Source organism: Shewanella sp. MEBiC00475, from assembly GCF_005234075.1.
GTDB classification, from domain to species: Bacteria; Pseudomonadota; Gammaproteobacteria; order Enterobacterales; family Shewanellaceae; genus Shewanella; species Shewanella polaris.
On the sequence record NZ_CP039928.1, the window covers coordinates 484,906 to 507,755 of the forward strand.

20 protein-coding genes are annotated in these 22,850 nt (G+C 40.7%); 7 read left to right on the forward strand and 13 right to left on the reverse strand.

Features of this window, described 5'->3' with window-relative positions; translation table 11 throughout:
* Positions 1-77: 77 nt before the first annotated feature.
* The 5 genes from FCN25_RS02075 to pspA are packed head-to-tail and all read right to left on the reverse strand — an operon-like array spanning position 78 to position 4,029.
* On the reverse strand, positions 78-1,163 hold the full coding sequence (locus FCN25_RS02075) for a TIGR01620 family protein (RefSeq protein ID WP_137221546.1): 1,086 nt from the start codon (positions 1,161-1,163) through the stop codon (positions 78-80).
* A 47-nt stretch (positions 1,164-1,210) separates the two neighbouring features.
* A complete protein-coding gene (locus FCN25_RS02080) occupies positions 1,211-2,653 on the reverse strand; it encodes a YcjX family protein (protein ID WP_137221548.1) in 1,443 nt (480 codons plus the stop codon).
* A gap of 51 nt (positions 2,654-2,704) precedes the next feature.
* On the reverse strand, positions 2,705-3,100 hold the full coding sequence (gene pspC / locus FCN25_RS02085) for an envelope stress response membrane protein PspC (RefSeq protein WP_137221550.1): 396 nt from the start codon (positions 3,098-3,100) through the stop codon (positions 2,705-2,707).
* On the reverse strand, positions 3,087-3,326 hold the full coding sequence (pspB, locus tag FCN25_RS02090; protein WP_137221552.1) for an envelope stress response membrane protein PspB: 240 nt from the start codon (positions 3,324-3,326) through the stop codon (positions 3,087-3,089). The genes pspC and pspB overlap by 14 nt, the downstream gene beginning before the upstream one ends.
* A gap of 19 nt (positions 3,327-3,345) precedes the next feature.
* Positions 3,346-4,029 (reverse strand): phage shock protein PspA, encoded by a 684-nt coding sequence (gene pspA, locus FCN25_RS02095; RefSeq protein WP_137221554.1) that lies wholly within the window; start codon positions 4,027-4,029, stop codon positions 3,346-3,348.
* Between the two features lie 192 nt (positions 4,030-4,221).
* On the opposite strand from pspA, the gene pspF reads away from it, so the two are divergent.
* The 7 genes from pspF to fabV all read left to right on the forward strand — a co-directional run bounded on the left by pspF (position 4,222) and on the right by fabV (position 12,004).
* Entirely contained in the window at positions 4,222-5,301 is a 1,080-nt protein-coding gene (gene pspF / locus FCN25_RS02100) for a phage shock protein operon transcriptional activator (RefSeq protein WP_137221556.1), read from the forward strand.
* A gap of 83 nt (positions 5,302-5,384) precedes the next feature.
* Positions 5,385-7,010: an ABC transporter substrate-binding protein gene (locus tag FCN25_RS02105; RefSeq protein WP_137221559.1), complete on the forward strand. Its 1,626-nt coding sequence runs from the start codon at positions 5,385-5,387 to the stop codon at positions 7,008-7,010.
* The gene (locus tag FCN25_RS02110; protein WP_137221561.1) at positions 7,011-8,042 is read left to right on the forward strand and encodes an ABC transporter permease; all 1,032 of its coding nucleotides are present in this window, start codon (positions 7,011-7,013) and stop codon (positions 8,040-8,042) included.
* The gene (locus FCN25_RS02115; protein ID WP_137221563.1) at positions 8,029-8,919 is read left to right on the forward strand and encodes an ABC transporter permease subunit; all 891 of its coding nucleotides are present in this window, start codon (positions 8,029-8,031) and stop codon (positions 8,917-8,919) included. Before FCN25_RS02110 ends, FCN25_RS02115 begins: the two co-directional genes overlap by 14 nt.
* A gap of 3 nt (positions 8,920-8,922) precedes the next feature.
* Positions 8,923-9,930 carry an oligopeptide/dipeptide ABC transporter ATP-binding protein gene (locus FCN25_RS02120; RefSeq protein ID WP_137221565.1) on the forward strand — a complete coding sequence of 336 codons (1,008 nt, stop codon included), beginning with the start codon at positions 8,923-8,925 and terminating at the stop codon, positions 9,928-9,930.
* Entirely contained in the window at positions 9,911-10,696 is a 786-nt protein-coding gene (locus tag FCN25_RS02125; RefSeq protein WP_137221567.1) for an ATP-binding cassette domain-containing protein, read from the forward strand. Before FCN25_RS02120 ends, FCN25_RS02125 begins: the two co-directional genes overlap by 20 nt.
* Positions 10,697-10,801: 105 nt before the next feature.
* Positions 10,802-12,004, forward strand: a complete 1,203-nt coding sequence (gene fabV, locus FCN25_RS02130) for an enoyl-ACP reductase FabV (protein ID WP_137221569.1) — start codon at positions 10,802-10,804, stop codon at positions 12,002-12,004.
* 210 nt (positions 12,005-12,214) lie between these two features.
* Here the strand turns inward: fabV and FCN25_RS02135 are convergent, their stop codons facing one another.
* The 8 genes from FCN25_RS02135 to tig all read right to left on the reverse strand — a co-directional run bounded on the left by FCN25_RS02135 (position 12,215) and on the right by tig (position 22,489).
* Positions 12,215-13,132: a GyrI-like domain-containing protein gene (locus tag FCN25_RS02135; RefSeq protein WP_137221571.1), complete on the reverse strand. Its 918-nt coding sequence runs from the start codon at positions 13,130-13,132 to the stop codon at positions 12,215-12,217.
* Between the two features lie 123 nt (positions 13,133-13,255).
* Entirely contained in the window at positions 13,256-13,879 is a 624-nt protein-coding gene (locus FCN25_RS02140; RefSeq protein ID WP_137221573.1) for a pentapeptide repeat-containing protein, read from the reverse strand.
* A gap of 79 nt (positions 13,880-13,958) precedes the next feature.
* Entirely contained in the window at positions 13,959-15,836 is a 1,878-nt protein-coding gene (locus FCN25_RS02145) for a SurA N-terminal domain-containing protein (RefSeq protein WP_137221575.1), read from the reverse strand.
* Between the two features lie 218 nt (positions 15,837-16,054).
* Positions 16,055-16,327: an HU family DNA-binding protein gene (locus FCN25_RS02150; protein WP_137221577.1), complete on the reverse strand. Its 273-nt coding sequence runs from the start codon at positions 16,325-16,327 to the stop codon at positions 16,055-16,057.
* Positions 16,328-16,590: 263 nt separating this feature from the next.
* On the reverse strand, positions 16,591-18,942 hold the full coding sequence (gene lon, locus FCN25_RS02155) for an endopeptidase La (protein ID WP_137221579.1): 2,352 nt from the start codon (positions 18,940-18,942) through the stop codon (positions 16,591-16,593).
* Between the two features lie 130 nt (positions 18,943-19,072).
* Entirely contained in the window at positions 19,073-20,353 is a 1,281-nt protein-coding gene (gene clpX / locus FCN25_RS02160; RefSeq protein WP_137221581.1) for an ATP-dependent protease ATP-binding subunit ClpX, read from the reverse strand.
* Positions 20,354-20,482: 129 nt separating this feature from the next.
* Positions 20,483-21,094, reverse strand: a complete 612-nt coding sequence (gene clpP, locus FCN25_RS02165) for an ATP-dependent Clp endopeptidase proteolytic subunit ClpP (protein WP_137221583.1) — start codon at positions 21,092-21,094, stop codon at positions 20,483-20,485.
* 90 nt (positions 21,095-21,184) lie between these two features.
* A complete protein-coding gene (tig, locus tag FCN25_RS02170; protein WP_137221585.1) occupies positions 21,185-22,489 on the reverse strand; it encodes a trigger factor in 1,305 nt (434 codons plus the stop codon).
* Positions 22,490-22,850 lie beyond the last annotated feature (361 nt).

Genomic DNA, 22,850 nt, shown 5'->3' on the forward strand with positions numbered 1-22,850 from the left:
CCATATGGTTTCTGAATCGAAAGTTAACTGTAGTCAAAAAAGTTAAATTGTACAAAAAAACCACAACATTTTTATTCTCAATCATCAACTGACTGAGTTTGTTTAGATTTATTTTTTGCCATTACGGATGAGGTAAACTGCTTTAATTCACCCAGTAAATGCTGATGAACATGAGACAACTTAGGCTTATTATTTTTATTAAAAGCAACTGGGCGACATAAGTTCATTGCTTGATACCCTAACCTTGCGGTCAGTAACCCGCCGCCAAGCCCTTGCGCTATCCGAGCCGATAATTTACCAGTCATTTCAACTGATAATAACTGAGTACCTAAGTCGGTGATCACCTCAGTACTGCCAGCATAAATAATATTCACCACAATGCTACGAATAAGCTTTATCCGGCTCCAATAACCCAACTCGATAGCATAAATAGCAGCGACTTCGTTGATCATTTTTTGATTACGCCACAAAATAATAGCCATATCCAGTGCCGCTAGCGGACTTGCTGCCAATAATAATGCCGACTCAGCAGCAAAGCGGTTAACACGCTTTTTAGCCAGTAAATCACGTTCGGTTAATACGATGTCTTCAAATAACAACACGATTTCTGCATCGTTATGTTCATGACTACAGGCTTGTAAATATTGTTGTTTGGCTTCGTTGTTAGGGTATTTAGCCAGTATTGGGGCCAAAAACGTTTTAGCTTCACCCATTTGCATACTTTGCGATAATCGCTCCGCGGTATCTTGATGGTCGCTTACCTTTTTAAGATTAACTAATTTACGCCATTCTTTGAAAGTAACCACTGTCGCCCATAAACTCACAATGGCTAATACAACCGCGTAAAACCCGAATAACCACGGACTTTGTTGGAAAGAGTCAATTAACCCCATCACGGTTTGTACTATGACCAATAACACCAAACCAATAACGGATAATATTGCCAATACTGACCACCGTTTGGCTTTAGCCGGTTTAATGCTGTCTTCCATTTCGGCGGGTAATTCTATTAAGGTTTTCTCACAAATAAAGTCAATATCGTCGAAAGATTTGTTCGGCTTGATAGGCTCTTCTGCCGAATGAGCTTCTTCGGTCACAATGAGATCTGTTTCGGTAAATAATTGGGATTTTTTTATTGACGAACTGTTCGTAGGTTCATTCATAACTCATGCTCACATTAATGCTGTAATGATTACTCTGGATAAAGCGATTAAGACAATTTATCGCCCAATAGGAACTCTAAGAGATGATCGAGGCGAATATGTTCAAATTGCGGATTATTTGCATCCATATGGCTCAAGTTAGGCGGTAAGAATGCGCTGAAACTGAATCCTTGTTGTTGCCAAAATTCGGCATCGGGTAATGATGTAGGCACGTCTCCCGGATATAGGGTCACTTGTTTACCGTCAAGCCCAGTGCCTTTTACCACTTCTTGTTGAACCCCCTTGACATTAACCATTCCATGTTGAGTCGCTTTAATGGCACTTATCGCCATGGTTTCAACTTCACTGCCTTCAAAATTGGCGTAATGCTGGCTTTGCTGCAGCATGGCGGTCAACAAACTGAGTACATGACTTTGTTGATCACGAGTCACTCGATCGACTTGGCTAGCAGCAAATAGTACTTTATCAATCCGCGGCGAAAACAAACGTTTTATCAAACTCGATTGACCGAATTGAAAGCTTTCCATAATGCTATTAAGTGCGCGCCCCATATCATTAAACTGAGCTTGACCATGATTAAGTGCATTTAAACAATCAACTAATACTAACTGACGATCAAAGCGAGAAAAGTAATCACGATAAAAGGGCTTAACCACTTGTGATACATACTCTTCATAACGACGCTTAAGTACATGATAACTTGAGTCACTTGGGCTTGCTGATAATTCTGAATGTTGAATTGGGCTTAGTGATAATAGCGGAAAGAATGTCAGCAACGGAGTATTTTCATATTCGCCTGGTAACAGCATGCGCCCGGGTTGGGCATGATAGAACCCCTGCACCCGAACTAAATCAACTAGCAATTTTTGATACAAATCGGCAATGTGCTTAAGTTGCTGTTCATCGGCTAATTGGCTTAAGTCTAACTGTTCTACAGTCTGATTAAATGCCGCGAATAAGGGTGAATGACGTAAACACGCCACATTAACCTGTTGCGACAAACACCATTGAGTAAAGTCTTGTTTAAGCATGGGTAAGTCAAGCAACCACTCACCAGGATAATCAACAATATCCACATACAAGGTGGCAGTATTAGTCAATTTGGCTAACAAGCCTTGTTGGGGTTGATACTTAATCGCTAAGCGTAATTCGGTAATGTTTTTGGTTGAAGCGGGCCAATGAGGAGGTGATGAGATTAATGCATTCATTGCGCCTTTATAGTCAAAACTGGCAATGTCTAAATCGGGTTGCATGGCACGGTTAACCGCAATTAATCGACCTTCACGGGCAACTTGCCATAATGGTAAGGGATTATGTTGAGCACTTTTCCCTGCATGTAATAACTGGTTAACTAAACCGCTGATAAACGCTGTTTTACCTGCCCCTGATAACCCTGTGACAGCTAACCTAACATGACGATCTGTACTACGATGAACCAAAGATTGCGCGGTTTGAGTCACGTGAAACAAGGAACGGTCTAAAAATCTCATGATGGCTAATGGCTCCCAAAAACAAGGGCGGTAAACCGCCCATTAGAAGGATTAAAGACTATTAATTTGGCGTTTAAGATCAAAGTTGTCTGAGGTGACATGTTCTTCGAGTCGACGTAAGCGGATTTCTAATCCATTAAACTGACGATTAACATCAAACAACGCTTGCTTTGCAGGCTCACCCGCTTGCCAAACTTTCTTTTTGATTTCAATATCTTTGTGCTGCTCTTTTTGCGCTAAGTTAAGAGGCTTAATATCTAATATCATCCATAAGGCGATATAAATAACAAGCACAACTCCTGTTCCACCCAGTAACAATATAGACACAGCGATAACGCGCACTAGCCATGTTTCAAAGTTAAAGTAATCAGCGATACCTGAACACACCCCAGCCACTTTACCACTTTTGGGGTTGCGGTATAGAGTACGACCATTAGCTGAGCCCATGTTTTGCCCTCCACTCCGGTGATTCAGTATCTAAAATCGCTTCTAACGTTTCGATGCGACCACTCATTTTTTCAGCTTTAGCAATTAAATCATTAAGTTGATTAAACTCTTCCTCAGTGAGCCCCTGGCTCACCTGTCGCTTACTGCGATAATGAAGAACCAACCAGATAGGTGCCACAACCACCATAAAGATGATAATTGGTGCAATAAGAAGATCCATATCCATAACTCACCTCTGAATAAATTTACGCTTTAGATTTAGGTTGTGCTTTTGCACTCATTTTTGCTTTTAATGCTGCTAATTCATCGTTCACAGAATCTTCTGCTTCTAATGCTGCAAACTCGTCAGCTAGAACGTTCTTTTTACCTAAATCATATGATTCTACTTGTGCTTCAAGTCCTTCAACTCGACGTTCGTATTGTTCAAACTTCATCATCGCATCATCGATTTTGCTTGAATCAAGCTGCTTTTTAACTTCTAAACGCGAAGTGGCAGTTTGCTTACGCATAATGATGGTTTTTTGACGAGCACGAGCATCATTCAATTTTTCTTGAAGTTGTGCGATTTCATCTTTTAAACGAGCAACATGCTCTTCAACAACTTGCAGTTCCATCTCAAGTGTGTGCAATAAACCCACTGTTTTTTGCTTTTCACTCAACGCGGCTTTAGCTAAGTCTTCACGATCTTTCGATAAGGCTAACTCAGCTTTATTCTGCCAATCTTGAACTTGCTCTTGAACACGAGCAATCCGGCGAAGTAATTCTTTTTTCTCTGCCAATACTTTAGCGGAGGTTGAACGTACTTCAACAAGTGTATCTTCCATCTCTTGAATGATAAGACGGACCATTTTTTCTGGATCTTCGGCTTTATCAAGTATTGCGCTAATATTTGAATTAACGATATCTGCGAAGCGAGAGAAAATTCCCATAATGTGTTCCTTAAAATTAACGTGGTTGTCGCAGTTGGTATTACACATTACGTGCCAACATTTACAAAATCAACAACATCATACACTTAAACAAATATTTAACTTTTTCTTTCTTTTAATGCTCAAGCCATTTATTATGATTTTCACTAATTATTAGTCTAATTCACTAACAATTTTGCGAGTAAACTAACTTTGAGCAAACAATTCCAGCAAGATAATCTCATCGGCCAATCTAATGCATTACTTGAAGTATTAGAACATGTGTCTAAAGTCGCACCATTATCTAAGCCGGTGCTCATTATTGGTGAGCGCGGCACAGGTAAAGAACTCATAGCCGAACGACTACACTACTTATCTCCTCGTTGGGATCAAAGCTTTATTAAACTCAATTGTTCTTCCCTGAGTGAAAATTTATTAGAAAGTGAACTTTTTGGCCATGAGTCTGGTGCATTTACCGGCGCAAAGGGTCGCCACGAAGGCCGTTTTGAACGTGCTGATGGCGGAACACTTTTTTTAGATGAACTAGCCAACACCTCTGGATTAATCCAAGAAAAGTTATTACGCGTTATCGAGTATGGTGAATTTGAACGAGTCGGTGGCAGTAAAACCGTTCAATCTGATGTTCGGCTTATTTGTGCCGCCAATGAAGATTTACCAACCTTGGCTGATAATGGTGAGTTTAGAGCCGATTTACTCGATCGATTAGCCTTTGATGTAATCACCTTGCCACCATTACGTCATCGCACCGAAGACATTATGCCATTGGCTGAATATTTTGCTGTTAGCATGGCAAGACAACTATCACTGGAATATTTTAGTGGTTTTAGTCCACTGGCGGTAGAACAATTAATGATGCATAGCTGGCCCGGCAACATCCGAGAATTAAAAAATGTCGTCGAACGAAGTGTCTATCGCGAAGGGGGGGATGGCCAAGAAATTGATCATATTATTTTGGATCCTTTTGCGTCCCCCTATCGTCCTGTAAACCGAGTAAAAACCCGCGAACGTCAATTCACTTCTACTGAACACGTCCCAACAGCGGTGTCTGAACCGACAGAACCCAATATTAACACCACAACATCTGTGGTGCTTAATAGCATTGAATTCCCAATAGATTTTAAAGAATACACTGAAAACAGTGAAATAGAATTGTTACAACGCGCATTGGCTGAGGGCCAGTATAATCAGAAAAAAACCGCAGATTTATTAGGCTTAAGTTACCATCAACTCCGAGGTATTTTGAAAAAATACAACTTACTCGATAAGAGCTGAGTCAAGCTCGGATATGTTCATTGCCCCAATGCATTGAACCCTGTTAAAATGCCCACTCAACGTCGATAAAATATGATCACACAATGCCTGTTATAGTAAAACGCTGCTATCAGCTGATGTCTTTATGTCTCTCCAGCATCATGTTGGCGGCATGTGGACCAGTGCAATTGCCTCCAGGCCTTGTGTATTGCAGTGAAGGCAATCCCGAAAGTTTTAACCCACAACTTGTGACATCGGGCACCACTATTGATGCTACCTCATACCAAATTTACAGTCGATTAGTTAACTACAGCCAAGAAAAAGCCGATATTACTCCTGGCTTGGCAACATCATGGCAGGTATCCGATGATGGCTTAAGCTATCAATTTACCCTGCGTGAGCATGTGAGTTTTCATAGAACGGAACATTTTGCCCCCACAAGAGACTTTAATGCCGACGATGTGCTGTTTTCATTTAATCGCATCATTGATACTTTGCATCCATATCATTTAGTCAGTAGAACGGGTTATCCATTTTTTCAAAGCATTGGTTTTGCCGAATTAATTGACTCCATTGAAAAAGTAGACGATCACCAAATCATCTTCCATCTAGTCCGTAAAGACGCATCTTTTTTATCGAATCTCGCCACCGATTTCGCAGTAGTGCTATCAGCGGAATACGGTTATCAACTTTTAGCACAAGGGAACCCTGAAGACATTGACTACTACGCCGTAGGCACAGGACCTTTTCAGTTAAGCCAATATGTTAAAAATGAATATATTCGCTATAAAAAGAATCCAGTATATTGGGGACCCACGGTCGAGCTCGATCAATTAGTATTTGATATTACGCCAAGAAGTACCGCCCGCATTGCCAAATTAATTACTGGTGACTGTAGTGTGTCAGCATTACCCAAAGCCGGTGAGTTAGCCATACTTGACCAACATAAAGACATTATTGTTGATGCCAAGCCCGGATTAAACGTTGCCTTCTGGGCCTTTAACACCCAAAAGCCGCCATTAGATGATGTAAGAGTAAGACGCGCACTCGCACATGCTATCGATAAAAATAATATTCTTGATGTGGTTTATAACGATACCGCTGTTGAGGCCTCTGGTGTTTTACCGCCAGCATCTTGGGCTTATTCAAAAAACTTATCTCCTAATGAATACAATCCCGAAAAAGCCAAAGCATTACTTCAACAAGCGGGGATATCTAATTTATCAATTAATGTATGGGCCATGCCAGTGGCGCGAATTTATAATCCTAGCGCACTGAAAACCGCAGAACTTATTCAAGCGGATTTAGCCCGTATTGGGGTCAAGCTGAATATTATTAGCTATGATTGGAGTGTGTTTACTCAAAAATTAGCCAGTTCTAATTATGATTCGGTGCTCATTGGTTGGAATGCAGATAACAGCGATCCAGATAACTTTTTTACCCCATTATTAAGTTGTGCAGCGTTAGCCTCTAACAACAACCGCTCTCGATGGTGTAACAAAGATTTTGAACATTTATTAACACAGGCACAAACGGTATCAACTCAGCCTGAACGTAAAGCTTTTTATCAGTCCGCTGAAGCCATTATTAGCGATCAAGTTCCTATGGTAACGTTTGCCCACGCTAAAAAAATTGTGTTGAAAAAGAGTAATATCACTACAATGAAAATTAGACCTTATGGCGGTATTTCGTTTGCCCGAACAACTCAAACAATAGAGGGAAGTCAATAAATGTGGCGTTACCTTATTAGTCGCATAACCCTGTTTATTGCCACATCACTGGTAATGATCGCCGTGCTATTTATGGCGTCGGGCCAGTTTCCTGTCAGTAAAGCCTACTCATTGTCGGGGATTCAGTACCCAACAATCGAGCAACAACAACAAATTGAACACGATTATCAATTACATGATAACCAATTGTTACAGTTTACCGCCTATTTACGTCAACGTTTGTCGGGTAATTTCGGTATTTCGAGCAACTCTCAACAAGAAGTAGTAGAAGAGCTATCCGCGGTATTACCCGCATCTTTTGAATTATCACTATTTTCTGGGTTTATTGCTGCAGTGTTTGGCGTTCCTCTTGGAATACTGGCCGCCTTAAGTACCAATAAAGCACTGCAAAATAGTATTTTAGCCGTTACGTTGACAGGCTACTCTATCCCGGTATTTTGGCTTGGCTTAAGCTTATCAATGTGGTTTGGAGTTAATCTAGGCTGGCTACCGATTTCAGGTCAAATCAATTTACTTTATGAAATAGAACCTGTAACGGGCTTTATGTTAGTAGACACCTTACTATCCGATTCAGCTTATCGCGTTCCGGCTTTTCATGATGCCTTGCTCCACTTGATATTACCCGCGGTCACTTTAGCGGTACTGCCTTTCACATTAATAGTAAGGATTACCCGACAAGCTATTTTAAATGTAATGAATCAAACCTATATTCGCGCTGCAGAGGCTCGAGGTTTGCACACAGCTAAAATATTATTTCGTCATGCATTACCTAATGCGTTAATTCCAGTGTTAAAAAGTATCGGCTTGATGCTAGGTTCATTTGCTAGTTATGGCATTGTAGTCGAAGTTATTTTTTCATGGCCAGGTGTGGGTAGTTGGCTGGTTTCGGGCATTTACCAGCGAGATTATACAGTCATACAAGCAGGTATATTATCCGTCTCATTATTGATTATATTGTTAAGTATTTTGATTGATTTGCTGCATACCTCAATTAATCCAATGAGCAGAAAGGAATTGTATGCCTCGAATTAAAATATACCAAGAAGACCATATTGAGTCTCCTCTCTGGCGGATATGGCAAACATTTTCCTCCAACCCCTTCGCAGTAATAGGTTTGTGGGCAGTGATATTTTTATTAACACTCACTATTTTCGCGCCCTTTATTGCGCCATATTCGCCCGAGATGCAAGACCAGCAAGTGTTACTATTACCGCCATCATGGGATCCCGCAGGCACAGTAGAACACTTTCTAGGAACTGATGATTTAGGACGAGATATTTTTAGCCGCATCTTACACGGCGTCCAACTGACGTTTGGTATGTCATTATTAGTGGTGGCAACATCGCTATTTTTCGGTTTTATTATTGGTTCCCTGTCAGGGATGATGCGCGGCATAAAGTCGAGTATTTTAAGCCACTTGCTTGATTCATTGCTATCGATACCATCATTATTAATGGCCATTTTAGTGGTGGCTGTGATGGGCCCAGGGCTTAATAATGTATTTTGGGGTGTTGGGATTGCGATGGTACCGCAATTTGTTCGTACTATTCACAATGCGGTCCATGAAGAGCATAAAAAACAATATGTTACAGCAGCCAAATTAGATGGTGCTAACTCATTACAAATTTTTTGGTATGTCATTATGCCCAATGTCTGGGATGTGGTGATTATTCAGGTCACTATGGCCATATCAGCGGCAATATTAGATATTGCAGCACTCGGCTTTTTAAACCTCGGTGCTCAAGCGCCTAGTCCAGAATGGGGCGCGATGGTGGCACAAGGGCTTGATAACTTATTACTTGCCCCTTGGACAGTAACAATTCCAGGTGTCGCGATTCTGTTTACCGTATTATCGGTCAACTTAGTCGGCGATGGTTTACGCTCTGCGCTCGCACCGATAAGAAATTAACCTATGCCTTTACTCGATGTTCGTAATCTCACCATTGAATTAGATACACCTGAGGGCACGGTCAAAGTGCTTGAAAAAGTCAGTTTGACTATTAATCCAGGCGAAATTCATGGGCTTGTGGGTGAATCAGGCTCAGGACGAAGTCTATTTGCTAAAGCAATTTTAGGTGTTCTAGGCCCTAATTGGCATGTTATAGCCGACCGAATGATGTGGGATGGAAAAAATTTATTAGAAATGAGTGCTAAACAACGACGTTGTTTAATGGGCACCGAAATAGCGATGATTTTCCAAGATCCTTCCGGCAGTTTAGATCCAGTTAAAACCATTGGTAGTCAATTGATTGAAGCCCTAGTGACCAATAAAAATATTCCTTTTTGGCGCCGCGGACGAGATACTTATTTAAACTCGCTAAAATGGTTACATAAAGTCGGCATTAAAAAACCGAAACAATTAATGAAGCGTTTCCCGTGGGAATTGTCTGAAGGAGAATGTCAAAAAGTCATGATCGCCATGGCCGTTGCCAATCATCCTAAACTGCTCATTGCTGATGAACCGACCAATTCAATGGAGCTCAATACTCAAGCGCAAATTTTTAGATTATTATCCCAACTCAATCAATTACAAAATGTGTCTATTTTATTAGTTAGCCACGAGCTTGAAACCATGGTGCATTGGTGTGATAACTTAACGATTTTGTATAGCGGCCAGGTAATGGAATCTGGACCGGTTAAACAAATAATAGCTATGCCGTACCATCCATATACACGGGCATTATTTAAAAATCTACCTGAACATACAGCAAAAATGCGTCATAAGGCTAAACTACCAACTCTGCCTGGTTCAGCTCCCTCTTTACAGCATTTACCTGCTGGTTGCCGACTCGGTCCTCGTTGTCCAGAGGCACAACGAAAATGCGTAAAACAGCCTAATCTTGAACATATTAAAGATCGCTATTTCGCCTGCCATTTCCCTTACAAAAGTGAGCAAGAAGATGACGACACCATTGCTTAAAGTTGACGGGTTAAGTAAACAATACTTAACCGGTTATAAGCACTTTAAACCACAATACTATGAAGCATTAGCGCCCATTTCATTTGAACTGGGTCAAGGTGAAACCATGGCTATTATAGGTTCGGTGAGTTCTGGTAAAAGCACCCTCGCCCGCATTTTAGTCGGTGCAGAACAACGAAGTGGTGGTGAAATATTCTTCGAAGGTGAAGCCTTAGATGCACGGAACTTAAAACAACGTTGTCGTTTAATTCGAATGATTTTTCAAGATCCAACCACCTCGCTTAATCCGCGATTGTCGATTGGCAACTTACTTAAAGAACCATTGAGATTTAATACCCAATTAAATTCACATGAACGAAAAGTATTAGTTATTGAGACCTTAAGAAAAGTCGGTTTATTACCCGAACATGCAGATTTTTATCCCCACATGATTTCCGAGGGACAAAAACAACGTGTAGCCGTTGCGCGAGCATTAATGCTTAATCCCAAAATCATTATTGCCGACGAAGCCCTAACGGCATTAGATCTATCGGTCCGTTCGCAAATAGTTAATCTATTATTAAAGTTACAACAAGAAATGGGGCTATCGTATATTTTTGTGTCACATAACCTCAATATTGTGCGTCATGTCAGTGACAAAGTAATGGTTTTGCAAAATGGTCATGTGGTAGAAAAAACCACCACAGAAGCCTTGTTTAATGCACCACAACACGAATACACCCAGCGACTCATTCAAGAACAAAGTCAATTCATGCAAAAACGCTAAACTGCTCCAACCACTGCCATTTTGAAGGGGTTTTAGCAAAAATGAGTGCCATTTAGCCGTCGAACTATTTATCCTAGAGCCAATGTTAAAGGAAGAAGCTTAAATATGATTATTAAACCTAAAATTCGTGGCTTTATTTGTACCACAACTCATCCTGTAGGCTGTGAAGCAAACGTAAAAGAACAAATCGAAGTTATTAAAGCCAAAGGCAAAATTGCTAATGGTCCTAAAAAAGTATTAGTTGTCGGGTCTTCAAGTGGTTATGGCCTTTCGTCGCGTATCACTTCAGCGTTTGGTAGCGACGCCGCTACCATCGGGGTGTTTTTCGAAAAACCGAGCTCTGAAACTAAACCTGGTACCGCAGGTTGGTACAACACTGCTGCATTTGATAAATTTGCAAAAGCAGAAGGCTTGTATTCAAAAAGCATTAACTGTGATGCCTTTAGCCATCAAGCAAAACAAAAAGTCATTGAGTTGATCAAGCAAGATTTAGGTCAAATCGACATGGTGGTTTACTCACTGGCTTCTCCAGTACGTAAATTGCCAGACACTGGTGAAGTAATCCGTTCATCACTTAAGCCAATTGGTCAAACATATACTGCCACGGCTGTTGATACTAACAAAAACACCATTATTGATACCTCTGTAGAGCCCGCTACTGAGCAAGAAATTGCTGATACCGTTACAGTAATGGGTGGCCAAGATTGGGAATTATGGATGAGTGCGCTAAGTGATGCTGGCGTATTAGCAGACAATTGCAAAACGGTTGCCTATAGCTACATTGGTACCGAATTGACTTGGCCTATTTATTGGCATGGCGCCTTAGGTAAAGCCAAAATGGATTTAGACCGTGCAGCCCACGCACTTGATGCCAAATTATCTGCTACTGGCGGTTCTGCTAATGTTGCGGTACTTAAAAGCGTAGTCACTCAAGCCAGTTCAGCTATTCCAGTAATGCCGTTGTATATCGCTATGGTGTTTAAGAAAATGCGCCAAGAAGGCTTACATGAAGGCTGTATTGAACAAATTTATCGTTTGTTCAGTGAGCGTTTATATCGCGTTGATGACCAAGCACCAGCCGTAGATGACGAAAACCGTTTACGCCTTGATGATTGGGAGCTTCGCGAAGAAATCCAACAACATTGTCGAGATTTATGGCCACTAGTGACCACCGAAAATTTAAGCGAACTCACTGACTACGATGAATACAAAGAAGAGTTTTTAAAACTGTTCGGTTTTGGTATTGATGGTATTGATTATGAAGCTGAAGTTGATCCTAGTGTGACATTTGATGTAATTGAGTTATAAGCTCAACTTCAACAAGTGTTGCAACGAAAAGCCATAATTTTCTAAATTATGGCTTTTTTATTAGCGTGCATCAAGATGTCATATGGCTAAGCAGAGATAAACAATCGTTTTATTACCTGATGTATTTCAGGACTAAATTCAACGATATTGTTTTTATAATACTCATTAATCTAACTCAATGATGAACACATCAAGGCTTACCTGCTTGTGTTAAACAATGGGTAAATAAATGAACATATGTTGTGGATATACCGGTTGTATTGGCTCATGATTCGCAAACTCATTTTCACCAATATCGAGTCGTTCTAAATACACCGGAAAATCTCTTAACGTCACATCGTTAGCATTAACCCAATCGCGATACAGATAGGTTATTACCGCCGCAATACCATTATCATCACCACTGTATTTAATCATCGCACATCGTCCTTGAGGGATTGATTTGAACTTAATCTGACTCAACTCTGACGCTAAAGGGTTCAACTTGGCTTGTGTTTCGGTATTTAACGATACACCTATATCGATTCGATATTGTGTTTTAACAGACAACTCTGGGGTTGAGTAAAGCAGGTTAAAGGTTCTACAGCCATGAGGAGATAAGCCATGCTGTCGACGCCAATCAATAAATGTTGCAATGGTTTGAGGTAATAGAGCCGAATCACCGTGATGTTCCATCACCGCTAATGCTTGCGCATCAAACGATACGATTTCAACCGAATTAGATGGCTTATTTTGCTGACTCATGTCTGCTTGAAATGATTTAAGCGGTTGCTGCTTAGCGAAAAAATTACCCCAATCAGGCGCTTGCTGAAACGATTCAGGGCTTTGACCAATACTGCGAGTAAACGACTCGATAAAGTGCTGCTCATTACAATACCCCAATTTAGCCGCTATAGTGACCAGAGAAACTTGCTGACCAAACCCTAATAAATGGGCAGCTTCTAGGCTTTTTAGCAGTTCAACGTAAGCATCAATAGGCATATGGTACAGCGCAATAAACAATGGGTCGAAATGACATCGCGGGATTTGGGCAATATCGGCCAACGCTTGTAGCTCAAAAGGTTCATTTAAGTGTTGATCTAAATAGGCTAACGCACGCTCAAATGCCTGATCAAGTCTGTGGCTCATGCCCTCTCCTTTTGGATAAAATGGTCACAACCGATTATTTAGCATAACTAATGTAAATTAACGTGTTGTTTGTATACATGCAATAAAACGGATTTCTTTATTAAAAAATTATAACGATGTACGCTAGTCGACCAATTGAATATCCAAGCCCTCTAGCAAACTCATGGCTTCAAACCGGCTGAATATGGCTTGCTTAACATTATTAGCGGTAATATCAATTTGATAATTCAACGCATCTGTAAAATTTGCCTCCGTTAGATTGGTATGACTAAATTGGCTTAAATTAAAATCGGTCAAACGAAAATCTGCTTTGCTTAAATTAGCTTCTCTAAAGTCGACATCATGGGCACGACAGTCAATAAGTGAAAGATCAGGTAAATGAAGCGAATAAAAACTACTACCATCGAGCAAACATCGCTCAAACTTAATCGTGGTTTGAGTCATAAATTGCGGCCACTGAGCTTTAGTCCAATCAATACCGATGGCTTTACTGTCGCTAAACATAACATCATCAAACTCTGTGGCAACCACTGAGAGTACGCTTAAATTACATTGACTAAAAACACACTCAATAAAATGACAATGATAGAAATCACTTTGACTAAAATCACATTGGGTAAAATGGCAGCGTTCAAATGTAATATGTTTGAACTGTAAAGCCACGCCCTTGATCGATTCGAATAAGTCATCGCTGTAGTGTGATAACACAAACAATTCACTAGATTGATGTTTTGCTATATGACTCATATCTCATATCCCTTACAAACAAAAAGACCTAGACGTGAGCCTAGGTCTTTTTTGTATTTCATCTGCTGCGACGACTTAATTAGTCGGCAACTGGATACTCAATTTCAGCATCAGCTTTAAGTGAGGCAACCACGGCACGATAATCAGCTTCGCTGTATTGAGGTGCGATACGTTGTTTAAGCGTATTAATTAAGTTGTCATTAATGCCTTCAGCTTTATTGACTTTATCAACCACAATAACCGCATAACCTGTCGCTAATGCTGCAGTGTCAATAGTGACATTATTTTCAGCAGGAGCAGCGATTTTGAATGCTTTATTGGTGATAGCTTGATCGATATCCTGATTAAAGCGACCTAATTTAGTTAAGGTTGTTAATGAGGCACCGGTTAAGGTGTTATTGCCTGCTTTTAACTGCGCCATATATTCGGCAGCTTTATCGCGAGCACCTTCATTAGCTTTGTCTTGCTTCAAACGCTCAACAATACCTGCTTTTACATCAGCAAAACTTAAGGTACCGGCAGTTTGATGACTTTTCAAGCGAATAACCACAACATGGTTTGGTGCAAGTTCAATCACATCACTATTCAAACCGCTGGCTAAAACCTGATCAGAAAATGCTGCTTTGATGAACTCAGGATTATTAAACTGAGCTGGTACGTCATCACGAGAAAACAACTCTGTTGTTTGCACTTTAGCATTAACGGCTTGCGCAGTTTCAGCTAATGTATCTGGGATTTCGTAACTGGTATCGGCTAGTTTAGTTTGTAAACCATAGAACACATCAAGGGCTTTCTTTTCTTGCAACTGAGCAACAATTTTTGCTTTCACATCTTCAAAAGCAGTTGCTTGGCTGGCTTGTAAATCAAGCAGCTTGATAATGTGGTAACCAAAGTCACTTTTAACAATTGATGATACTTGATCTTTTTGCAAACCAAAAAGAGCCTCATCAAAGGCAGGGTCCATTACGCCTTGTTCAAACCAATCTAACTTACCGCCTTGCTGAGCACTGAGTTTATCGTCAGAATCAGTTTTTGCCACTTCAGCAAAGTCTTCACCCGCTGTTAACTTGGCTTCTATGGCTTCAGCTTTGGCTTTATCAGCGCTGTCGTCGTCAGTTGCTGCAACAAAAATATGTGCAGCAAGACGTTTTTCAGCAGTTTGATATTGTGCTTTGTTATCGTTGTAATACGCGAGCACTTCTTCAGCAGAAGTTTCGCTATTTTTCGCCATGTCAGCAACATTTAATTCAACATACTCTAGGCTGACTTTTTCAGGGCTCATGTACTGCGGTAAGTTAGCGTCGTAATAGGTTTTAGCTTCTTCATCTGACACCGACACGCTTGACAAGAAAGGTGTTGAGTCGACAACTAAATAACGAATATCTCGAGTTTGGCCTTGAACTTCAGCGAGCTGCTTAGCTTCACCATCGAGAACAAACTCACTGCCTACAAGGGCATTTAATAACTGACGACGCGTCATATCAACACGCATCATGTTTCTAAAGCTTGTGGTTTGGTAACCTAACTGACGCAAAACGGCTAAATAACGTTCATTATCAAATTGACCATCAGTTTGAAACGCTGTCTCTTGGAGAATAGCTTGTTTAATTTGATCATCAGATACACGCAAGCCCAACTTATTGGCCGCTTGATCAATGAGTTTATCGGCAATTAAGCGATCTAATACGCCTTGCTTAATGCCATTCATGTAATTTTCGTCAGCAGCTAATGTTGCAAACATTTCGCCTAGCTGTTGCTCAATACGTGAGCGTTCATTTTGAAAAGCCTGCTCTAAGTCGTTGGCACCAATTTCATCACCATTAACAACTGCGGCAGGAACACCTGTGTTTGAGCCTAAATAACTGCTCACACCGGCAAAAGCAAAAGAAAGTATCACAAGTACTAGAATTGTTTTAGCAACAATCCCCTGTGAACCTTCACGAATTTTTTCTAACATCTGAATTCTCGCTTGTTGCGATTAATAAAATAAAAAGGCGCATCACCTTGTGAATGCGCCTTATTGTAAATTATATGGAGTTATCAGACGCTACCACGGGTAAAACCCAATACTCCCAATATGTGCTATGCAATGCATAACAATATTGCTTTTCGTAAAAAGCACCGCCTAAGCAGTGCTTATTTTACGAATGCCTTACAAAGGCACGTTGTTAATAATTAATTAACAGCGTCTTTTAACGATTTGCCAGCTTTGAACGCAGGAATGTTCGCAGCAGCAATTTTAATTTCTTGACCCGTTTGTGGGTTACGGCCAGTACGTTCAGCACGTTGACGCACTTCAAATGTACCAAAACCAACTAGAGAAATTTTATCGCCATCTTTAAGACCTTCAGTAACCGCAGCGATAAAAGAATCTAGTGCGCGACCTGCAGCCGCTTTAGAAATATCAGCACCAGATGCGATTTTCTCGATTAGTTCAGATTTGTTCATGTCATCCCCTTGAATGTTATTGTCGCGCCGCAACCTAATCCGTGTTTAGAGCGGTCTGCGGAGGCTTTATGTTAAAAAGTCTGATAACGCACCAAACTTAGTATGAAAACCAAAAAAATGATATTGGATACAGCTCACTGTCAGATGCCCCAAGGGCTTGGTGCGTCTGACTCTCCACAGACCTAGGCTACCACAGGTCAGCGTTTTGTTAAGCCCCTTTTTTCACTTTTTTTATGCTCTACAGCAAATTTTTAACTAACAAGCTACTTTTTAACCACTTCAAAGCCTTCAACTGGTCGTTCAAGCGCCAATTTTAGCACTTCATCGATCCAGCGAACCGGGTGAATGGTTAAGTCAGCAATCACATTTTCGGGAATTTCTTCCAAATCACGTTCATTTTCTTTAGGAATTAATACATGTTTAATTCCACCACGATGAGCTGCTAATAGCTTTTCTTTTAAACCACCAATCGGCAAGACTTCACCACGAAGCGTAATTTCACCGGTCATAGCAACATCACTGCGTACTGGATTACCGGTTAAACTAGACACTAACGCGGTACACATTGCTGCACCCGCTGACGGACCATCTTTTGGTGTCGCACCTTCTGGTACATGCACATGAATATCACGCTTTTCATAAAAATCATTATTAATACCAAGATTTTCTGCGCGAGCTCGTACCACTGTCATTGCCGCTTGAATCGACTCTTTCATCACATCGCCCAGCGAACCGGTATAAGTTAATTTACCTTTGCCTGCAACTGAAGTAGCTTCGATTGTTAATAAGTCACCACCGACCTGAGTCCATGCCAGACCGGTTACTTGGCCGATTTGGTTGTTCGATTCAGCTTTACCAAAATCAAAACGTTGGACACCTAGGAATGACTTTAAGTTATCCTGGTTAACCTCAACAACTTTAACCGTTTTATCGAGTAAAATATGCTTAACCACTTTACGGCAAATCTTCGATAATTCACGCTCTAATGAACGCACACCTGCTTCACGAGTGTAATAACGAATAATCCCTAAAATAGCGCTGTCATCAACCTTGATTTCTTTTGCTTTAAGGCCGTTACGTTCAATTTGCTTATTCAATAAATGTTGTTTTGCAATATTAAGCTTTTCATCTTCGGTATAACCCGCTAAACGAATCACTTCCATACGGTCAAGTAAAGGACCAGGAATATCCATTGAGTTTGACGTAGCAACAAACATGACATCAGATAAGTCGTAATCGACTTCGAGATAATGATCGTTAAACGTTGCATTCTGTTCTGGATCGAGCACTTCTAATAATGCTGACGATGGATCGCCGCGCATATCTGAGCTCATCTTATCGATTTCATCGAGTAAGAATAATGGGTTTTTCACACCCACTTTAGCCATTTTCTGAATGACTTTACCTGGCATTGAACCAATATAAGTACGGCGATGACCACGAATTTCCGCTTCATCACGAACTCCACCTAATGCAACGCGTACATATTTACGCCCAGTAGCTCTAGCAATAGATTGACCCAGTGAGGTTTTACCCACACCTGGAGGTCCAACTAGACACAAGATAGGTCCTTTAAGTTGTTTAACACGACTTTGAACGGCTAAATACTCAAGGATACGTTCTTTGACTTTTTCAAGCCCATAATGATCGGCATCAAGTACTTCTTGCGCCTTAGCTAAGTCACGCTTAATTTTAGAGCGTTGTTTCCAAGGTACTGAAGTCATCCAATCTACGTAACTACGAACAACGGTAGCTTCAGCAGACATTGGCGACATCATTTTGAGCTTATTTAACTCAGCAGAGGCTTTCTCTTTTGCATCACTTGGCATGCCAGCTTCTTCAATCTTACGCGCCAGCACTTCAAATTCGTCATGAGTTTCGTCAATATCGCCTAATTCTTTTTGAATAGCCTTCATTTGCTCATTCAAATAATATTCGCGCTGACTTTTTTCCATCTGCTTTTTAACGCGAGTACGGATACGTTTTTCAACTTGTAACAAGTCGATTTCCGATTCCATCATCGCCATTAAATATTCAAGACGCTCGCCGACATTTATCATCTCAAGTACAGATTGCTTATCTTCTAGCTTCAATGGCATATGTGCGGCCATGGTGTCAGCTAAACGAGCCGCTTCATCAATACCAGAAAGTGAAGTTAACACCTCAGGCGGAATTTTTTTATTCAGCTTGATGTAACCTTCAAACTGGCCAATCGCGCTGCGAACTAACACTTCTTCCTCTTTGTCACTTAATTGTTCTGACTCGAGGTATTCGGCTGTTGCAACGAAGAATTCTTCTTCTTGAGTGTACTTTTTGATTTTGGCTCGTTGACCGCCTTCAACCAATACTTTCACAGTGCCGTCAGGTAACTTCAGTAGTTGTAAAATAGAGGCTACTGTACCAATATCAAAAATATCGTCCTTAGTTGGTTCATCAAGATCTGCATCTCTTTGGGCAACCAATAAAATTTGCTTGTCTTGTTCCATTGCCGATTCTAGGCAACGAATGGATTTTTCCCGTCCTACGAATAGCGGAATTACCATATGTGGGTAAACTACCACATCTCGCAGTGGTAATACGGGGAGTTCGATATGCGCTTCACGCTCTTGGGTCATGGCTCGATTCCGTTTAATGAAAAGACTTAATACTGATTATATTGGGGTGATGTTATCAGTTTCAATGGCTAATACGAAAAAAGGAGTCCAATGGACTCCTTATTTTTCAATTTACTTATTATCAGCGTAATTATTGCTCGCCAGACGCTTTCTGAGTCTCTGTATTTTCGTAAATCAAAATAGGAGCTGATTCACCTTTTACAACAGATTCATCAACAACAGCTTTAATCACACCTTGTTTCGATGGAATATCGTACATAGTATCAAGCAAAATGCTTTCAACAATAGAACGTAATCCACGCGCACCGGTTTTACGAGACATGGCTTTTTGCGCAATGGCTTGCAATGCATCATCACGGAATTCAAGTTCGACATTTTCCATCTCAAATAACGCACTATATTGTTTAGTTAGCGCATTTTTAGGTTCAGATAGAATTTGTACTAATGCAGCTTCATCTAACTCGGTTAGTGTTGCAACAACAGGTAAACGACCAATAAATTCAGGAATTAAACCAAACTTCACTAAATCACCAGGTTCTACTTGGCTCAGGATCTGTGAAATTGTCGCTTTATCTGCTTCACCTTTTACTTCCGCACCAAAACCAATTCCCGTACCAGTGTGTGCACGTTGTTCAATGACTTTTTCAAGCCCTGCAAACGCACCACCACAGATAAACAAAATTTTAGAGGTATCCACTTGCAAGAATTCTTGTTGTGGATGCTTACGTCCGCCTTGTGGAGGAACAGAAGCCACGGTGCCTTCAATTAACTTAAGCAACGCCTGCTGCACACCTTCGCCCGAAACATCACGAGTAATAGAAGGGTTATCTGATTTACGGCTAATTTTGTCAATTTCATCAATATAGACGATGCCACGTTCGGCTTTCTCGACGTCGTAATCACACTTTTGCAGTAGCTTCTGAATGATATTTTCTACATCTTCACCCACATAACCTGCTTCAGTTAATGTCGTTGCATCTGCCATGGCAAATGGAACGTTAAGTGAACGAGCGAGTGTTTCAGCCAATAATGTTTTACCGCTACCGGTTGGGCCTAATAGTAAAATGTTACTTTTACCTAGCTCTACACCATCTTTAATTGCGCCATTACGTAAACGCTTATAATGATTGTATACCGCTACAGCTAACACTTTTTTAGCTTGATCCTGACCAATCACGTAGTCATCAAGATGATTGCGTAACTCATGCGGTGTCGGCAATTTGTCTTCATCACGTTTAGGCGAAATCTCTTTGATCTCTTCACGGATGATGTCATTACATAGCTCAACACATTCATCACATACATAAACTGATGGACCAGCAATGAGTTTTCTGACTTCATGCTGACTTTTTCCGCAAAAAGAGCAGTACAGCAATTTGCCGCTGTCACCGTTATTTTTGTTATCGCCCATTATTCTACCTCTGTTTACAACTTAGGCTAAACCTAAGCTCTGCTTGTAGATACTTATCATAACCACATTGATGACGGAACGTCTTTAAATACAGAATACCTGAAAGTATCTAGAAAATCAGCAACCAGTTTAACCGCGACTCGTTAGTAATGAATCAACAATACCATATTCAACAGCTTGAGTTGCACTCATGAAGTTATCACGATCGGTATCACGTTCAATAATATCTAGCGGTTGACCAGTATGCTCGGCTAACATTTCGTTTAATTTATTCTTAATGCCTAGAATTTCCTGTGCATGAATAGCAATGTCTGATGCTTGGCCTTGGAAACCACCTAATGGCTGATGGATCATCACACGTGAGTTAGGTAAACAATGACGCTTACCTTTAGCACCACCGGCTAGTAAGAATGCGCCCATACTTGCTGCTTGGCCCATACATACCGTACTCACATTTGGCTTAATGAACTGCATGGTGTCATAAATAGCCATACCCGCAGTCACTGAACCACCAGGTGAGTTAATGTATAAATAAATATCTTTGTCAGGGCTTTCTGACTCAAGGAATAATAATTGAGCGACAATAAGGTTCGCCATGTGTTCTTCTACTTGGCCAACTAAAAAGATAACTCGCTCTTTTAATAGACGTGAGTAAATATCATATGAACGTTCACCTTTCGCTGTTTGTTCAACAACCATAGGTACAAGAGCATTGAGTACTGATTCTGGTGCTTTATGCATTATTCATTTCCCTAAAATAAAAATGGCCCGCATGAGGAACCTCATACGAGCCATTATAAATGGCGAACGCCTTGTTAAGTCAAGCTTAGCTTACGCTTGTCCTGTAGCCTTGTTCATAAATTCTTCAAAAGCGACGTCTTTAACGGTTACTTTTGCAGATTTTAACAATGCTTCAACAGCTTGCTCTTCAAGCGCTACATTGCGCATGTTTTGCATGAGTTCTTTATTTGAGTTGTAGTATGAAACAACTTCAGATGGATCTTCATACGCTGAAGCCATAGATTCGATCAGTGCATTAACACGATCATCTTCAGCTTTTAATTCGTTAATCTTAATCACTTCGCCTAATAGCAAACCGATTTTAACACGACGCTCAGCTTGTTCAGTGAAAAGTTCAGCCGGAAGTTCTGGCATATTTTCAGTTTGACCACCAAAACGCTGCATTGCTTGTTGACGAAGTACATTCACTTCACCATCTGCAAGCGCTTTAGGAATAGCAATTTCGTTCGCAGCAAGTAAACCAGTAATAACCTGCTCTTTCACATTCGCTTTTAGCGCTTGTTCTAATTCACGAGTCATATTCTTGCGGATTTCAGCTTTAAGTGCATCTAAGCCACCTTCAGCAATACCAAACAAAGAAGCAAACTCGTCATTGACTTCAGGTAAGCTAGCCGCTTGAACTTCAGTCAAAGTAATAACAAACTTAGCCGCTTTACCTTTCAAGTTTTCAGCATGGTAATCTTCAGGGAAAGACACTTCGATTTCGAATTCGTCACCTGTTTTATGCCCTACAATACCCGTTTCAAAACCAGGGATCATACGGTTGCTACCTAATTGAAGTTCGAAATCGTCAGCTTTTCCGCCTTCAAATTCTTCGCCGTCGATAGAACCAATAAAGTTCATTTTCACTTTATCGCCATCGGCAGCTTCACGCTCAACAACGGCATAAGTAGCATGCTGCTTACGTAACGTTTCAATCATAACGTCAACATCAGCGTCATTTACGTCAGCTTTTGGCTGTTCAACGGTAATGCTGTCTAAACCAGTTAATACAACTTCTGGGTAAATTTCAAAAGTAGCAACGAATTCGAAGTTGTCACCATCTGTACTACCCGGAGTAAATACTGGTGCGCCAGCTGGGTTTAACTTTTCAGCCACAATTGCTTCAATAAAGTTACGTTGCATCACTTCACCAGTGATGTCTTGACGAATGGCTTTACCATAACGTTTGTTTATTTCAGTAATAGGTACTTTACCTGGACGGAAACCAGGAAGACGAGCACGCTTAGCTTCGCGTAATACATTGTCTTTAACCAATTTCTCAATTTGCTCAGCAGGTACAGAAATGGTTAGGCGACGTTCTAGGCCTTGAGTTGTTTCAACAGAAACTTGCATTGTTTTACCTCGAAATATGTCTAACGTTCTTTGTAATAGTCGACAACTCAACTATTAGATATTCGTTTCTTGACCATGTTTTTAGCTAGGGCACTCAACACAGCAATATTATTCATACTGAAAACACTGTTGGTACAGGTAGCTCATTTTGGATATTTATCAAGACGCGACATTATAGCTACCGTTTTTAACAGAGTCGAGCCTGAAAAGGACGATTTACGTGATAAACAAGCCGACTTATGCACAATTAAGGTGTGTTTGCACGTTTAATGTGCGAAATGAAATTTTTATTTACGCTTGAGATGCTTAATAGCAAAAGAATTGTCGTGACTTAAAAGCAGCAGCAAAGCCCTTAGAGGGT

What these genes read in the sequence shown, in the direction of transcription:
- FCN25_RS02075 (WP_137221546.1), bottom strand. Translation starts at nt 1,163, where the DNA reads ATGAATGAACCTACGAACAGTTCGTCAATAAAAAAATCCCAATTATTT.
- FCN25_RS02080 (WP_137221548.1), bottom strand. Translation starts at nt 2,653, where the DNA reads ATGAGATTTTTAGACCGTTCCTTGTTTCACGTGACTCAAACCGCGCAA.
- pspC (WP_137221550.1), bottom strand. Translation starts at nt 3,100, where the DNA reads ATGGGCTCAGCTAATGGTCGTACTCTATACCGCAACCCCAAAAGTGGT.
- pspB (WP_137221552.1), bottom strand. Translation starts at nt 3,326, where the DNA reads ATGGATATGGATCTTCTTATTGCACCAATTATCATCTTTATGGTGGTT.
- pspA (WP_137221554.1), bottom strand. Translation starts at nt 4,029, where the DNA reads ATGGGAATTTTCTCTCGCTTCGCAGATATCGTTAATTCAAATATTAGC.
- FCN25_RS02105 (WP_137221559.1), top strand. Translation starts at nt 5,385, where the DNA reads ATGCCTGTTATAGTAAAACGCTGCTATCAGCTGATGTCTTTATGTCTC.
- FCN25_RS02110 (WP_137221561.1), top strand. Translation starts at nt 7,011, where the DNA reads ATGTGGCGTTACCTTATTAGTCGCATAACCCTGTTTATTGCCACATCA.
- FCN25_RS02115 (WP_137221563.1), top strand. Translation starts at nt 8,029, where the DNA reads ATGCCTCGAATTAAAATATACCAAGAAGACCATATTGAGTCTCCTCTC.
- FCN25_RS02120 (WP_137221565.1), top strand. Translation starts at nt 8,923, where the DNA reads ATGCCTTTACTCGATGTTCGTAATCTCACCATTGAATTAGATACACCT.
- FCN25_RS02125 (WP_137221567.1), top strand. Translation starts at nt 9,911, where the DNA reads ATGACGACACCATTGCTTAAAGTTGACGGGTTAAGTAAACAATACTTA.
- fabV (WP_137221569.1), top strand. Translation starts at nt 10,802, where the DNA reads ATGATTATTAAACCTAAAATTCGTGGCTTTATTTGTACCACAACTCAT.
- FCN25_RS02135 (WP_137221571.1), bottom strand. Translation starts at nt 13,132, where the DNA reads ATGAGCCACAGACTTGATCAGGCATTTGAGCGTGCGTTAGCCTATTTA.
- FCN25_RS02140 (WP_137221573.1), bottom strand. Translation starts at nt 13,879, where the DNA reads ATGAGTCATATAGCAAAACATCAATCTAGTGAATTGTTTGTGTTATCA.
- FCN25_RS02145 (WP_137221575.1), bottom strand. Translation starts at nt 15,836, where the DNA reads ATGTTAGAAAAAATTCGTGAAGGTTCACAGGGGATTGTTGCTAAAACA.
- FCN25_RS02150 (WP_137221577.1), bottom strand. Translation starts at nt 16,327, where the DNA reads ATGAACAAATCTGAACTAATCGAGAAAATCGCATCTGGTGCTGATATT.
- lon (WP_137221579.1), bottom strand. Translation starts at nt 18,942, where the DNA reads ATGACCCAAGAGCGTGAAGCGCATATCGAACTCCCCGTATTACCACTG.
- clpX (WP_137221581.1), bottom strand. Translation starts at nt 20,353, where the DNA reads ATGGGCGATAACAAAAATAACGGTGACAGCGGCAAATTGCTGTACTGC.
- clpP (WP_137221583.1), bottom strand. Translation starts at nt 21,094, where the DNA reads ATGCATAAAGCACCAGAATCAGTACTCAATGCTCTTGTACCTATGGTT.
- tig (WP_137221585.1), bottom strand. Translation starts at nt 22,489, where the DNA reads ATGCAAGTTTCTGTTGAAACAACTCAAGGCCTAGAACGTCGCCTAACC.